This is a genomic window from Methanoculleus sp. UBA208 (genome assembly GCF_002498065.1).
Taxonomy (GTDB): domain Archaea; phylum Halobacteriota; class Methanomicrobia; order Methanomicrobiales; family Methanoculleaceae; genus Methanoculleus.
Genome location: NZ_DAFZ01000070.1, coordinates 9,396 through 22,892, shown reverse-complemented (window position 1 = coordinate 22,892; position 13,497 = coordinate 9,396). Strand labels below are relative to the sequence as shown.

Here is a 13,497-nt window from a genome sequence, read left to right as displayed (position 1 = left end):
CCCCTCCCCGTCAGCCCCACCCCTAGTGGCGATACCCCCACGGTCCACTGCACTGGGTCTGTCTTTCAGTTACGGAATTTCCGGCACTTGCACCGGGCAGTGCTCACGTTCCAGGCGTTCCGTCCGTTGCGGCTTGAACTCCGGACACGAAAAACGTGAGCTCAAGAACGAGCATCATCACACAAAAAAGCCGCCAGGGAGGGAGTAAACCGATCCCTCCCCTTCTCCGTATAAAGCAGGCGGTCACTCATCCGTCCCGGGCTGCGCGAAGGCTTTCCAGACCTGCTCGCGGTAGACCGGGCCGCTGTTGTAGGTGCAGAACGGGACCAGGCGGCCGTCGGGAGTCGCGTAGTGGATGCAGCACCGCTGCACCCGGGAGAGGTCGTAGTTGTATTTGTCCATGAAGTGCATCGTGCCGATGAAGAGGGCGTTCCAGTGGAACTCGCGCAGGGCCTCGAAGTTCTGCATCACGAGGGCCTTTCCTATCAGCTTCATGAACTCCCCGGTATTCTTCTGCTCCGCTTTCCTCGTGGAGCCGTAGAGGTCCTTGACCCCTTCGACGAGAGTCATGTACTTGTTGAGCGACCCGCCTTTCCCGAGTTTCGCCGTCATCTTCTCGACCGACTCGAAGAAGACGTCGACGTCCACCAACTTGTTGACCGGGACCATCCCCTCGTCGGTAACGAAGACATAGGTCGCCGCACCGCAGTGCTGGTGCGTGGTGAACGTTATCTGGGGTTTGCCCGTGTAGGCCTCGACGAGCTCGGAGATCGGGACGACGCAGGGCACGGGGTAGAAGTAGTCCTTCTTGATCACGCCGCCCGTCTGCTCCTCGATCCGCTCTGCAAGCTCCGGGATGGTGATCCGCTCTTTCCTGATATCGTCCTCGCTCGCAGCCCCGGTGAATGATACCGGCTGGAAGTTGACGCCCCGGATGATCCTGATATGCTCTGCGGCGTAATTGATGATGGCGCCCACCTCGTGGTCGTTCCTGCCCCTGATGACCGTGGGCACCAGCACCACTCCCATGCCGATCTTCTCGCAGTTCTCAATTGCCCGCCGGTCGCTCGCAAGTTTCGGGTTCGTCTCGTGACTTATGCCGTCGAAGTGCAGGTAGACGGTTGAGAGCCCTGCCTCCTTGAGCTGCCGGGCGTAGCCGGGCTCCTGCGCAAGCCGAATACCGTTTGTCGCGACCTGGACCTGAGACATCCCCAGTTCTTTCGCTTTCCGGATGAGCTCGGGGAGATCGTCGCGCATCGTCGGTTCACCGCCCGAGAACTGGACGGCGGGTGCCGGAACAGGCTTTTCCTCACGCAGCATGCGCAGCATCCCGACGATCTGGTCGAAGGTCGGCTCGTAGACGTAACCGCATGCCCGGGCGTTTGCAAAGCAGAAGTCGCAGTTGAGGTTACACCGGTTTGTCAGGTCGATATTTGCAAGCAGCGTCGTCGACCGGTGGTTCTCACAGATGCCGCAGTCGTTCGGGCACCCTGCAGGTGAAGCGGTCTTCTGCGGGTTAATAACACCCTTCCCGATGCGTTCATAGGCGTCGAACCTCCGATACATCTCTGCGTCCGACCAGTAAAGAGCCCGGTACGCGCCGTGTTCAGGGCAGGTACGGACCAGCCAGACCTTCCCCTCTTCCTCAACGATATCGGCGTCGAGCACGCGACCACATGTTGGGCAGAGGCTTTTTGTCCTTTTTATCAGCATTCTCTCACCGTGCCCACCTTTCTCATTCGTATCTTATATTTCGACACTTTAATCTTTATATTTACTGATTGTACTGGTTATTGGCACTTATCAGCACGGACATCGGATACTGGATCTTCTCAGCGCTTGCGGCGCTGTGGATCATGATCCCGGCATACGTGCCGAACTCAGCGGCTGCCGTCTTTGGCGGCGGGACGCCCATCGACCTTGGGAGAACGTTTTCCGACGGCAAGCGGATCTTCGGTGACGGTAAGACATACCAGGGATTCTTCGGGGGTGCACTCTGTGGGGTGCTGGCGGGTCTCGTCGAGATCTGGGCCTGGTCCTCGTTCAACCTGACCGCCCTCCCCGTGCAGACCATCCTCTCCGTCACGCTGCTCGCGACAGGCGCGCTCCTCGGCGATCTCGCCAAAAGCTTCCTGAAGCGGAGGCTGGGTAAAGAGCGGGGCGAATCCTGGTTCCTGGCAGATCAGTACGATCTTGTCATCGGTTCCTTCCTGCTGATCCTCCTGGTTTATCCCCAATGGTTGTTTGGGAATATTACCCTACCCATTGCAGTCTGGATCGTCGTCATGACACCCCTCCTTCACCGGGTGGTGAACATCATCGGTTATTACATCGGAGTTAAAGAGGTACCATGGTAAACCCAATCGCGACACTGTTACTCGATAGCGGGGCCATCGAGTTCGGGGACTTCGTCCTCGCATCGGGAGCCCGGAGTTCTTATTACATCGACATCAAAGCCGCAACAACGAACCCCGCCATCCTTGCGGAGATCGGCAAAGCCATTGCCGAAGGCTGGGAGTTCGACATGGTCGCCGGGGTGGCGGTCGGCGCCGTACCGATCGCCGTCGCCGTCTCGCTCGCGAGCGGCCGGCCGTACGCGATAATCAGGAAAGCGGAGAAGGACCACGGCAAAGCCGGGACGATCGTCGGCGACGTGAGCGGCAGGAACGTGCTGCTGGTCGAGGATGTGACCACGTCCGGGGGAAGCGCCCTTTACGGCCTTGAGGCGCTGCGTGCCGCCGGCGCGCACGTCGACAGGGTAGTGACCGTCGTTGACCGGGAGGCAGGCGCACGTGAGGCGCTTGCAGAAAAGGGAGCTTCTCTTCTTGCACTTGTGCGGGTCAGCGAGCTGCTGGACGGATAAACATTTTTTAAGAGCAGGCGAATATGATGGATATGAAAGTACTCGTTGTAGGCGGTGGTGGCAGGGAGCATGCGATCACCAGGGCGCTTTCCTGCAACAGCGATATGCGAATATTTTCTGTCATGGCACGCAAGAACCCGGGAATAGCCCGGCTCGCGGAGCGGGTGCTCCTCGAAAAAGAGACCAATATCGAGAAGATAGTAACATTCGCCACCGATTGCGGAGTCGATGCCGCGGTCATCGGGCCGGAGGCCCCTCTTGAGGCAGGCATCGCCGATAGCCTCGAGGCGGCGGGGATACCCTGCGTGGGGCCGACCCGTGCTGCAGCCCGACTTGAGACGGACAAAGCGTTCTGCCGTCGTCTGATGGAGCGGCACGGGATCGCGGGGTGCCCGGAGTACCGGGTCTGCCATGATCCGGAGGAGGCTCGGCGGTTCATCGAGGCCTACGGCGGCGATCTCGCCGTCAAGCCCATCGGGCTCACCGGCGGGAAGGGCGTGCGGATCATGGGCGAGCACGTCGACACGGCAGGGGCGGTCGAATACGTCCGGGAGCTCGGAGGCGATGTCGTGCTCGAAGAGCGGCTCATCGGGGAAGAGTTCACGCTTCAGGCGTTCGTCGACGGCGAGCACCTGGTGCCCATGCCGCTCGTGCAGGACCACAAACGTGCATACGAGGGGGACGTGGGGCCGAACACCGGCGGCATGGGCTCGTACTCCCTGCCGGACCACATGCTCCCCTTCGTCACCCGGTCGGATTACGAGAAAGCGCTCCGGATCATGGAGGATATGGTCGCGGCCATCCGGGACGAGGGAACGCCGTACCGGGGAATACTCTACGGTCAGTTCATGAACACCTGCGACGGCCCGAAAGTCATCGAGTTTAACGCCCGCTTCGGGGACCCTGAGGCCATGAACGTCCTCTCGCTCCTGGAATCGGACTTCGCCGGGATCGTTCGCCACATCATCGAAGGAAACCTCTCGCCGTCACACGTCCGGTTCGCTCATAAAGCGACGGTCTGCAAGTATCTCGTCCCCGAAGGATACCCGGAGGGGCCGGCGGCGCACGAACCTCTCACCCTCGGCGACTACGGCGACGCCCTGCTTTACTACGCGAACGTTGAAGAGCGGGACGGGACGCTCTATACCCTGACGTCGCGGACGCTTGCGTTCGTCGGGAGGGGCGAGACGCTCGAGGAGGCCGAAGCGATCGCTGAGACGGCGGCATCCTCCGTTTCCGGCAGTGTCTTCCACCGCAGGGATATCGGCACCCCCAAGATTCTCGAGAAGCGATGCCAGCACATGAAGGAGATCGCATGAAGAAGGATTTTCTCTCGATCATCGATATCGACGAGTACGAACTTGAGAGCATCGTCGCCGACGCGATGCATCTTAAAAGGCTGAAGTGTGCAGGGACCGCGCACGAATTCCTCAGAGGGAAGAGCCTCGGGATGATCTTTGAGAAGGCGTCCACCCGCACCCGGGTCTCGTTCGAAGTGGGGATGTCCGACCTCGGCGGCCATGGTATCTTCTTAAACCCACAGGACATGCAGCTCGGGCGGGGGGAAGAGATCCGGGATACGGCACGGGTGCTTGCCCGCTACGTCGACGCGGTGATGATCCGCGCCTACAGGCACGACACCATCGAGGAGTTCGCCCGCCACTCGACCGTGCCGGTCGTCAACGGGCTGTCCGACCGCCTGCACCCCTGCCAGGTGCTCTCCGACATCATGACCTTGAGCGAACGGTTCGGCGATCTCCGGGACCTGAAACTCGCGTGGGTCGGGGACGGCAACAACGTCTGCAACTCGTGGATCCTCTCCTCGGCCCTGACCGGGATGGAGATCGTGGTCGCAAGCCCCCCGCGTTACCAGCCCAAAGACACGGTCGTCGACCAGGCCCGGGCGGCAGGCGGCAGGGTCAGCATCGTCGCGGACCCGGAGGAAGCGGTCAGGGACGCGGACGTCCTCTACACCGACATATGGGTATCCATGGGGGACGAGCAGGAGCGTGCCGAACGCCTGCAGGCCCTCAAAGGCTACACAATAGACTCCCCCCTTCTTGCACGGGCATCACCCGACGCTCTCGTGATGCACTGCCTCCCCGCCCACCGGGGAGAGGAGATCACCGACGAGGTGCTGGAAGGGCCGCAGAGCATCGTCTGGGACCAGGCCGAGAACCGGCTCCACGCTCAGAAGGCGCTGCTCGTGCGGCTGATCGCCGGCGGGATGCAGGCGGTGGAGTGAGGAGTGGAGAGAGATATTTTTGGGATGATGACGCGCCTGAACGTCGTTTCATGTCCCGGCGGCTGCTAACAGCCAGGATAGACTGCTGACAGCCAGATTGATCCTCTGGTGGAGCCCATCCACGGATTTTTCAGGGCTCTGCTCTTATTGAAACACCACCTATCCCCATGCACGGCTTTCCATTGGCTATCGCCACGCACTGCCCCCGCCCCCTTGGGGCGGGGGAGGAGCGCGAAGCGCGGGTGGGGCGGGGTACAGAGGTTCATCGTGAGGTGGAGACAGGGGAGGGGGGCATGCCCCCCTCCCCGTCAGCCCCTCCCCCCATGGCGACATTCCCACGGTCCACTGTACCGGACTCCTCGCAGTTATGATGCGTTTTCGAAAACAGAGGTTGTATCTGGCTCCGAGTTGCGACTTTATATTAGAACTAGAGCGGGAGGCATGCCCGGTCCGGGTTTCACAGCCCCACCTGAAATCCGTGGATGGGATTTTGCTGCCAGGAGGATACCGTACCGGGATGACCCCAAATACTCTCTGTGTGACGGTTCCTCCTCCAAACCAGCACCCCGGAGCCATGCCTCACACCGGTAACTCCCGGCGCACAAACAGAAAAAAGATGTAGTTATTCCGCGATGAACTCTTTGAGCTGCGCGAAAAGGTACTTCTGCACCTCTTCGACGACTTCTCTCTTCCCGCGGAATGCCAGCAGTTCCCTCGTGTCCCCGTCCATGTTCGCAAACGACAGCTTCTGCGGTCGCCGCACCACTTCCACGTCGTACTTCTCGACGACGTCGTAGATCATCCTCCGGGGCACTCCCGGAGGAACGAGCATATCATAGAGTTCTTCTTCAGCCATGGTTACCAGATCCTACTTTCCTATTTTGATCCGGCGGGACATAATACATGGCCCTCCCCGCACGCCGCCAAGCGGGGCCTTCGGTTTCCCGAGAGAATTCATGCACCGGCCCATCAGTGCCGCTCCCCGGGCAAGACCGTCGTCGACAAAGACCAGGTGGTCGTTCGGGGAGTCGTAAAGGTTCCGTTCGGCTACGCCCGCGAGGATATACTCGGGCTTCCTCCCCGAGATCGCCGCCCGCCCGGTGAACCCGATCGACGAGTTCGGCGGGACCATTCCTCTCTCGACGGCGACATCGATGAGCCGGAGCGCCATCCTCGCGCAGACCCGGTCGACGACCTCGGTCAGCATGCCCATGCCGTGCTTCTCGTGGATCTCGTGCCCGATCGCCTCAAGATCCGGCATCTCGCTGCCGTTGACACCCGAGTCACACCCGATAAGGGCAACGCCCGACCTGTCGGCCACCTCCGCGCAGACCGGGACCCGCCCGAACCTTGTCCGGTCGGGCGGGACGATCCGGATATCGATGTGCTCGTGGCACCGGTCGACGTATTCCTCGACGACGGAACGCTTCCTGCCCCCGAACGCGCCCTTGATACTGTGGTCGCCGAAGAGGTCGAGAGCCGTCCCCGTCCGGTCCTTCACGAGCCCGGTGCCACGGACGATCGCGTCCGGTATGGCACCTGCAAGCCCGCAGAAGTTCCCGGTCGTCTGGGCGAACGGATTCGGTTCATCGGGGGCGACATCGCTCGTGACCCGCCCATCAAGCGTCGTCCCGAAATCGATGGATACACAGGGGTTCCTGAAGTCGACCGGTGTCCACTTGGCGCCTTCCTTGATTCCCGCCATCGCAAGTTCCCCTTCCATCTCGTTTGCCACCATCTCGACGCCCGTACACCCGACCGGCGGCACGACGCCGGCCACCGCACCGACGAAGACCACCCGGTCGGCAAACGAGAACTGCCGGAGTTTCGGCGGGAGGTTGTCGATCGACATCGGCGGCGTCATCTTCCGCGGGGGAACGCCTGCTTCGAGGCAGCCGTTCGCCAGAGCAATCACGAAGTCCCCGACCTGGTCGGGAGAGTCCATCGCCGCCACGACACCGGTGCTCCTGACGACGAAATCCAGGTCGTCCTTGATACTCAGGTGGGCCTCGTTGTGGCACCGGATCAGGGTGTCGCGCACCAGTTCCGTGACCGACTCCCGCGTCAGTTCAGTGCCGTCCAGGGTTTCCCCGAAGATCGTCTCGCCGGGTAACGGCTGCCGGACGTCACGGCTCATGGTCACGGTCTTGTTGATGACATAGGACCTGCCCGTCTCCAGATTCGTGCCGGTCAGGATGCATTTTGTCGTAGTATTGCCCATCTCAACAGACGCCACGATAAAATAGGGCTTCACCCGGTACTCGGGAACACCCGCACCCGCCCCGTGGGAGAGCGACGGCGGAGGCGGACTTTCGACGATATGCGGTGTAGGTTTGAAAAAGCGCTCCAAAAAGCGGGCACACATAGTAGTCTTTTCCCCGTCTCCCACTTTATATCTTTCCATGCTTCTATGCGGTTCCAGGGACCCGGAGGACGGGCGAAACCCCGTGATAAGCCCTTCCTCCGGCCCCCTGAACCCTATGCCGGCTTCCCGGGCAGGATTTGTTGATTCGGGCGATGTTTGGTGATTGAGGCGTGCCGTTATGGTGTGGTGCCTGGAGCAGTCCCCACCGAACTGCCGGCACAGCCGGTTCCGGCAGAGCCCTTATATATCGATAGCGCGGATAACCACATTATCGGACTGGTTGCGGCGCCCCGCCGCGCCCGTTCCGCTTCCAGGGAGAGGTGAACCGTATGGTTGCGCTTTCAGGTGAGATTAAGGAGATATTTACCAAAACCAAAGTCATGCCGATGGCCACTGCGTCGAAGAGCGGCGTCCCGAATGTGGCGCCGATGGCATCGATACAGCTCGTCGCCGACGACACCGTCTGGATCATGGACAACTACATGCAAAAGACGCTTGAAAACCTCAAAGAGAACCCTATTGTGGCACTCTACTTCTACGACCAGGAGACCAAGCGCTGCTTCCAGGTGAAGGGCTCGACGGAGGTCAGGACATCCGGCCCCGATTACGAGAAGTTCCGCGACCAGATTAAAGCAAAGAGCGACAAGTATCCGGCGAAATCCCTCATCGTCATCAAGATCACCGACGTCTTCGAGTGCACGCCGGGAAAAGAAGCCGGGAAGAAGGTGCTGTAGGCACCTTCAACACTTCTTACGGTTTTTGAGCAGGCGTGCCTGCAGACCGAAATAATTCGAGAATCCGACGGCGTGGTTCTGGTCGAGCGTTGTCGAGTCGAAGGATACCAGATCGTCGGAGTAGAGCGCTCCGTCCGAGCTCCGGCCGAGCACCTTCACGCTGCCCTTGTAGAGGGCGACGTCCACGGTGCCGCTGACCCGTTCCTGCGTCCTGTCGATGAACGCATTGAGCGCGTAGAAGAGCGGTTCGTGCACGAGCCCCATGTAGGCGAGTTCCGACCACCTGTCGTCGACGATATGCTTGAACGCGAGCTCTGAGCGCGTCAGGATAAGGTGCTCTAGATCGCTGTGCGCGGCAAGGAGGACGGTCGCGGCCGGGTGCTCGTAGATCTCGCGGGCCTTCAGGCCGAGGATCCGGTCCTCGACCATATCGTTGCGGCCGACACCGTTCTTTCCGGCGATCCGGTTCAATTCCCGGATCAGGGCGAGGCCGGGGAGCCTCTTTTCGTTGAGAGCGACCGGGATTCCCTGCTCGAACTCGATACTGATCTCTTCCATCGTGTCGGGAGCATCCTTCGGCGACACCGTCCAGGCGTAGATATCGTCAGGCGGGTGGAAGGCCGGGTCTTCGAGTTTGCCGCCCTCGATGCTCCGGCTCCAGCAGTTCTCATCGATGCTGTAGGGCTTGTCCTTCGCCACCGTCACCGGGATATCGTGATCCTGTGCGTAGCAGATCTCCCACTCGCGGGTCAGGTTCATCTCCCGCATCGGCGCAACGATATCGTACCCGGCGGCCCTGAAGATGAAGTCGAACCGGAGCTGGTCGTTTCCCTTGCCGGTGCACCCGTGCGCGATCTTCGAGGCGCCTTCCTGCTTTGCAATCCTTACGATCTCTTCGGCGATCAGCGGGCGGGCAAGCGCCGTGCCCATCGGGTAACCTTCGTACGACCCGTTCGCCCTGATCGAGGGAAAGATGCAGTCCGCTACGAACTTCTCCTTCGCATCGATGGTGTAGTGGTTGTCTGCAAGCATCCGGCCCTTCTCGGTTGCCCGGGATATCTCCTCTTCGGGCTGGCCCACGTCGACTGCAACGGTGACGATCTCGTCGAACCCGTAGTGCTCGCGCAGGAGGGGAATACAGATGGAGGTGTCGAGACCTCCCGAAAATGCTAGGACGACTTTTCCCTTTTCCATGGTACTGATCTCCGCGTTCCTGGTTCCCTGTCTGACAGGCAGTCTGGAGTAATCTACATTGATTCGACCTTTCACCCAATAAAAGAAATGGTATGGACGGACGCCCCGGCAGGAATCCCGACCATCCCTGTTTTTCCGGGCGCCAAAGGATTGGGCGCGGCGGTGTCGGAGACGCTGCCGCAGCGATCGTGCAATCCCGGCGCCTATCTGCGCGGTCGGGGTCACCGGGGGCCAGGGAGGGGGTCCCGGGATCCGGAAGAATGGGCACTATAGAGAAAATAGCCGCCACACTATAGATAAATCACTGGATAACGGACACTCAAAGAGCCCAGCGTTTAAAAAACATCAAAATGGCCCAAAAACTAAAAACTGTCCAAAAACAAGGGGGGTTTAAGGAACCCGAAATTATAAGGCAGATAACATAGAAATCGTGAAGCTGGAGGAGTCCGCCATTTTTGAGAAGATACCCATAGAGAACACAACATCACTACAACCAATAATCAGCGTCAGGAACCTGACCAAGGTATTCGGGCAGAATCCTGAGAAGGCACTGGAGCTCCATAGATCGGGCCGCTCGAAAGACGAAATCTACGAGGAGACCGGCTTGACGCTGGCCCTCAATAACGTCTCGTTCGATGTCATGCCGGGCGAGACGTTCGTCCTGATGGGGCTGTCCGGGAGCGGGAAATCAACGCTCCTGCGGTGCATCAACCGACTCATCGACCCTACCGAGGGCGAAATACTGCTTGGCGGCGAGGACATCGTCGGCATGGGCCAGGAAGAACTCCGAGAGACCCGACGACGCAAGCTCGGAATGATCTTCCAGAGCTTTGCGCTCCTCCCGCACAAGACGGTTCTCGACAACGTCGCCTTCGGCCTCGAGATCCAGGGGGTTCCGGCGGAAGAACGGCACGAGAAAGCCGAGGAAATACTCCAGATGGTGGGGCTCGGGGGCTACGGGGCGAGCATGCCCGCCGAGCTCTCCGGCGGCATGAAGCAGCGTGTCGGGCTTGCCCGCGCGCTCACCAGCGATCCCGACATCCTCCTGATGGACGAAGCGTTCAGCGCTCTCGACCCCCTTATCCGCAGGGACATGCAGGACGAACTGCTGGACCTCCAGCAACGGCTCGGCAAGACGATCATCTTCGTCACCCACGACCTCGACGAGGCGCTGAAACTCGGCGACCGGATCGCCCTGATGAAGGACGGCGCAATCGTGCAGGTCGGCACGCCGGAGGAGATCCTGACGAACCCCGAGAACGCCTACGTCGAGAAGTTCGTCGCCGACGTAGACCTCACGAGGGTTCTCTCAGCAAGCGACGTGATGCGCCGCCCCGAACCGGTCGCCCAGTGCACCGCGGGGCCTAGGGTTGCCCTGCACCTCATGGAGGAGCACGATATCCCGGGGATATTCGTGATCACGCGCCAGCGCATACTCCAGGGCCGGGTGACGCTCGACGCCGCCGCCGAGGCGGTCAAGAAAGGCAAACAGCTCGCCGACATCCTCATCACCGACGTTCCCGTCGTGGCTCCCGATGCATCGCTTGGCGACATCATCTCGCTGATCGTCGAGAGCCCCTACCCCGTGGCGGTGGTAGACGATACCGGCAGGCTCAGGGGCGTCATATCGCGCGGCGCCATACTCGCCGCTCTGGCACGAAAGGGGGAGGATATCAATGCAACTGCCTAAACTACCCGTTGGAGACGCAATCGAAGCGCTCGTTGACTGGATCGAGCAGTACTTCGGCTGGCTGCTCGACGCCATCGGCGGAGGACTCGGGTTCCTCATCGACGGGTTGCAGGATCTCCTGCTCGCCATACCGGCACCGATCCTGATCGTCCTCATAAGCGTCCTGGTCTGGTTCGTCACCCGGCGCGACATCAAACTGGCGGCGCTCACCGCGCTCGGCCTGCTGCTGATCTGGGATCTGCAACTTTGGAACCTCGCCATGCTCACCCTGGCGCTCGTCCTCGTCTCGACGATTGTCGCGCTCGCGATATCGATCCCGCTCGGTATCGCGGCCGCAGGGAGCGACGCGCTCAATGCAGCGCTCCGGCCGGTCCTTGACTTCATGCAGACCATGCCCTCGTTCGTTTACCTCATCCCCGCCGTGATCTTCTTCGGCCTCGGGAACGTGCCGGGCATCATCGCAACGGTCGTCTTCGCGATGCCGCCTGCATTGCGCCTCACCAACCTCGGAATCCGGCAGGTGCCTGTGGAACTGATCGAGGTCGCGGACGCCTTCGGCTCCACGCCCCAGCAGAAACTTCTGAAGGTGCAGCTCCCGGTTGCGCTTCCCACCATAATGGCAGGAGTGAACCAGTGCATCATGCTCGCCCTCTCCATGACCGTCATCGCGTCGATGATCGGTGCCGGAGGGCTCGGCTATCAGGTGCTTGTGGGTATCCAGCGGGTGGATATCGGCATGGGGTTCGAGGCGGGGCTTGCCATCGTGATCATCGCGATCATCCTCGATCGGATCACCCAGAATCTTGTGCCGCAGCGCGACGAGAGCCGGTGACCGGGGAAAGGCGGATCGGATCTCACATTTTTTCGCGTACTTCCCGGATACCGGACAACGGCAGAACGGCGACGTCGCCCGCGCATCGAGAATTGTTTCCCGGCTACATACACTTTAAAATCCAGTTTCAAGAGGGCTCCGTTCGCCAAACGGGACCCGCAAAACCTATATAATGTTAGGGCCATACGTTGAACTGGTCAAAATCTGGCCTTTTTGCCCTGGGGTGCAAACACGCCAGGAGTGGCATGTACCGCCACCTCTGCTCTATGTCCGGTCTGTCGGCGAGTCGCCGTCCCGGACAGTTCGTGAGAACCCGGAACCCCACACAGCCGGGTTCTGAATGCAATCCGCCCGCCTTCCGGCGGGACAAAATCTACAAGGTGAAATATGGTTCGAAAAATTGGAAGCCTGCTCGCACTGACGGGCTTGATCCTGACACTCTGCCTCTTCTCTGCCGGCTGCACCGGTACGGAGCCGGCTGAGGCAAAGGAGATCAGCATAGGCTACGTCACCTGGGACTGTGCCATAGCGAGCACCAACGTGATGAAGCAGGTCTTTGAAGAAGCAGGATATGACGTCACTCTGGTCGCAGTAGATGCGGGGCCGCTCTTCCAGGCGCTCGCCAACGGGGATGTCGATTTCACGACGACCGGATGGCTCCCGCACACCCACGAGCACTACTGGGAGCAGTACGGCGACCAGATTGACTACGTGAACGAGAACATACCCGCAGCGGCGCGTATCGGGCTTGTCGTCCCCACCTACGTGACCATCGACTCGATCGAGGAGATGAACGATGTCTCCGATAAGTTCGGCGGTCGGATCGTCGGCATCGAGCCCGGTGCGGGCATCATGACCCGGACCGAGCAGGCCATCGATGAGTACGGCCTCAACTACGAGCTGGTTGCAAGCAGCAGTGCCGGCATGGCGGCGGAGCTGGGCTCCTCCATCGACAGTGAGGAGTGGGTCGTGGTGACCGGGTGGTCACCGCACTGGAAGTTCGGCCGCTACGACCTCAAGTTCCTTGACGACCCGAAGGGCGTCTACGGCGGGGCCGAGGATGTCGTGACCCTCGCGCGGCAGGATTTAAAGACCGACGACCCGGAGGCCTACGGCATCCTGACCCGGTTTGAGTGGACCAGCGAGGATATCGCCTCGGTCATGACCGACATCGCTGACGGCATGCCTGAAGAGGAAGCCGCACAGAAGTGGGTCGATGCAAACCCCGAGAAGGTCAATGCCTGGCTCGGGAACGCATAACCCCCTCTTTTTTGCAGAAGATTCTCACGCAACCGTCTAGCTGTTGCGTTGCTAACCGCAGGCAGTGTGACCTCTGACAGGGGTGTTTTCAGCGCCGGGAATCGATGCAGTCTCACGCGAAGAGCGACGCTTCGTCAGAAGCGGAGTTGGAGCACCGTAGGTGCGACTTGCGAGCGTAGCCGAGTTTGAGCACCATTCAGAACGACGTTTCCGTGGAATGTCACACCTCGCACCGGGCGGTGCTCAAACTCCGTTCCTGCGGAACGTCGCACTCGAAAACGCTTCGCGTTTTCTCAAGCTCCTGCCGTTCGCAC

Annotated in this window: 12 protein-coding genes; 8 read left to right on the top strand and 4 right to left on the bottom strand. The window is 60.6% G+C overall.

Going from position 1 to position 13,497, the window contains the following annotated elements; genetic code table 11:
* Positions 1-243 precede the first annotated feature (243 nt).
* On the bottom strand, positions 244-1,713 hold the full coding sequence (tes, locus tag BRA62_RS07595; protein WP_292365968.1) for a tetraether lipid synthase Tes: 1,470 nt from the start codon (positions 1,711-1,713) through the stop codon (positions 244-246).
* A gap of 143 nt (positions 1,714-1,856) precedes the next feature.
* Here tes and BRA62_RS07590 point away from each other — a divergent pair, with 143 nt between their 5' ends.
* The 4 genes from BRA62_RS07590 to argF are packed head-to-tail and all read left to right on the top strand — an operon-like array spanning position 1,857 to position 5,108.
* Complete coding sequence (locus BRA62_RS07590; RefSeq protein WP_292365970.1) at positions 1,857-2,357, top strand: CDP-2,3-bis-(O-geranylgeranyl)-sn-glycerol synthase; 501 nt, start codon at positions 1,857-1,859, stop codon at positions 2,355-2,357.
* Positions 2,351-2,863: an orotate phosphoribosyltransferase gene (gene pyrE / locus BRA62_RS07585; protein WP_292365967.1), complete on the top strand. Its 513-nt coding sequence runs from the start codon at positions 2,351-2,353 to the stop codon at positions 2,861-2,863. The genes BRA62_RS07590 and pyrE overlap by 7 nt, the downstream gene beginning before the upstream one ends.
* A 26-nt stretch (positions 2,864-2,889) precedes the next feature.
* The gene (purD, locus tag BRA62_RS07580; RefSeq protein WP_292365969.1) at positions 2,890-4,182 is read left to right on the top strand and encodes a phosphoribosylamine--glycine ligase; all 1,293 of its coding nucleotides are present in this window, start codon (positions 2,890-2,892) and stop codon (positions 4,180-4,182) included.
* Positions 4,179-5,108 (top strand): ornithine carbamoyltransferase, encoded by a 930-nt coding sequence (argF, locus tag BRA62_RS07575; RefSeq protein ID WP_292365966.1) that lies wholly within the window; start codon positions 4,179-4,181, stop codon positions 5,106-5,108. Before purD ends, argF begins: the two co-directional genes overlap by 4 nt.
* Before the next feature lie 622 nt (positions 5,109-5,730).
* On the opposite strand, the gene BRA62_RS07570 is transcribed toward argF, so the two are convergent.
* Positions 5,731-5,964: a hypothetical protein gene (locus BRA62_RS07570; RefSeq protein WP_292365965.1), complete on the bottom strand. Its 234-nt coding sequence runs from the start codon at positions 5,962-5,964 to the stop codon at positions 5,731-5,733.
* A gap of 12 nt (positions 5,965-5,976) precedes the next feature.
* Positions 5,977-7,473 carry a methanogenesis marker 14 protein gene (locus BRA62_RS07565; protein ID WP_292365964.1) on the bottom strand — a complete coding sequence of 499 codons (1,497 nt, stop codon included), beginning with the start codon at positions 7,471-7,473 and terminating at the stop codon, positions 5,977-5,979.
* Positions 7,474-7,802: 329 nt separating this feature from the next.
* Between BRA62_RS07565 and BRA62_RS07560 the strand changes: the two genes are divergently transcribed.
* Positions 7,803-8,207 carry a pyridoxamine 5'-phosphate oxidase family protein gene (locus tag BRA62_RS07560; RefSeq protein WP_292365963.1) on the top strand — a complete coding sequence of 135 codons (405 nt, stop codon included), beginning with the start codon at positions 7,803-7,805 and terminating at the stop codon, positions 8,205-8,207.
* A 6-nt stretch (positions 8,208-8,213) separates the two neighbouring features.
* Here BRA62_RS07560 and BRA62_RS07555 read toward each other — a convergent pair whose 3' ends face one another.
* Positions 8,214-9,401 (bottom strand): argininosuccinate synthase, encoded by a 1,188-nt coding sequence (locus BRA62_RS07555; RefSeq protein ID WP_292365962.1) that lies wholly within the window; start codon positions 9,399-9,401, stop codon positions 8,214-8,216.
* Between the two features lie 430 nt (positions 9,402-9,831).
* On the opposite strand from BRA62_RS07555, the gene BRA62_RS07550 reads away from it, so the two are divergent.
* The 3 genes from BRA62_RS07550 (at position 9,832) to BRA62_RS07540 (ending at position 13,183) form a co-directional block, all read left to right on the top strand.
* Positions 9,832-11,091 carry a quaternary amine ABC transporter ATP-binding protein gene (locus BRA62_RS07550; RefSeq protein WP_292365961.1) on the top strand — a complete coding sequence of 420 codons (1,260 nt, stop codon included), beginning with the start codon at positions 9,832-9,834 and terminating at the stop codon, positions 11,089-11,091.
* Positions 11,078-11,923 (top strand): ABC transporter permease, encoded by an 846-nt coding sequence (locus BRA62_RS07545; RefSeq protein ID WP_292365960.1) that lies wholly within the window; start codon positions 11,078-11,080, stop codon positions 11,921-11,923. Before BRA62_RS07550 ends, BRA62_RS07545 begins: the two co-directional genes overlap by 14 nt.
* 387 nt (positions 11,924-12,310) lie before the next feature.
* Entirely contained in the window at positions 12,311-13,183 is an 873-nt protein-coding gene (locus tag BRA62_RS07540; protein ID WP_292365959.1) for a glycine betaine ABC transporter substrate-binding protein, read from the top strand.
* The last annotated feature ends 314 nt before the right edge of the window (positions 13,184-13,497 follow it).

Bases quoted from the DNA above. Each gene is read 5' to 3' on its own strand.
- tes (WP_292365968.1), bottom strand. From the start codon at position 1,713: ATGCTGATAAAAAGGACAAAAAGCCTCTGCCCAACATGTGGTCGCGTG.
- BRA62_RS07590 (WP_292365970.1), top strand. From the start codon at position 1,857: ATGATCCCGGCATACGTGCCGAACTCAGCGGCTGCCGTCTTTGGCGGC.
- pyrE (WP_292365967.1), top strand. From the start codon at position 2,351: ATGGTAAACCCAATCGCGACACTGTTACTCGATAGCGGGGCCATCGAG.
- purD (WP_292365969.1), top strand. From the start codon at position 2,890: ATGGATATGAAAGTACTCGTTGTAGGCGGTGGTGGCAGGGAGCATGCG.
- argF (WP_292365966.1), top strand. From the start codon at position 4,179: ATGAAGAAGGATTTTCTCTCGATCATCGATATCGACGAGTACGAACTT.
- BRA62_RS07570 (WP_292365965.1), bottom strand. From the start codon at position 5,964: ATGGCTGAAGAAGAACTCTATGATATGCTCGTTCCTCCGGGAGTGCCC.
- BRA62_RS07565 (WP_292365964.1), bottom strand. From the start codon at position 7,473: ATGTGTGCCCGCTTTTTGGAGCGCTTTTTCAAACCTACACCGCATATC.
- BRA62_RS07560 (WP_292365963.1), top strand. From the start codon at position 7,803: ATGGTTGCGCTTTCAGGTGAGATTAAGGAGATATTTACCAAAACCAAA.
- BRA62_RS07555 (WP_292365962.1), bottom strand. From the start codon at position 9,401: ATGGAAAAGGGAAAAGTCGTCCTAGCATTTTCGGGAGGTCTCGACACC.
- BRA62_RS07545 (WP_292365960.1), top strand. From the start codon at position 11,078: ATGCAACTGCCTAAACTACCCGTTGGAGACGCAATCGAAGCGCTCGTT.
- BRA62_RS07540 (WP_292365959.1), top strand. From the start codon at position 12,311: ATGGTTCGAAAAATTGGAAGCCTGCTCGCACTGACGGGCTTGATCCTG.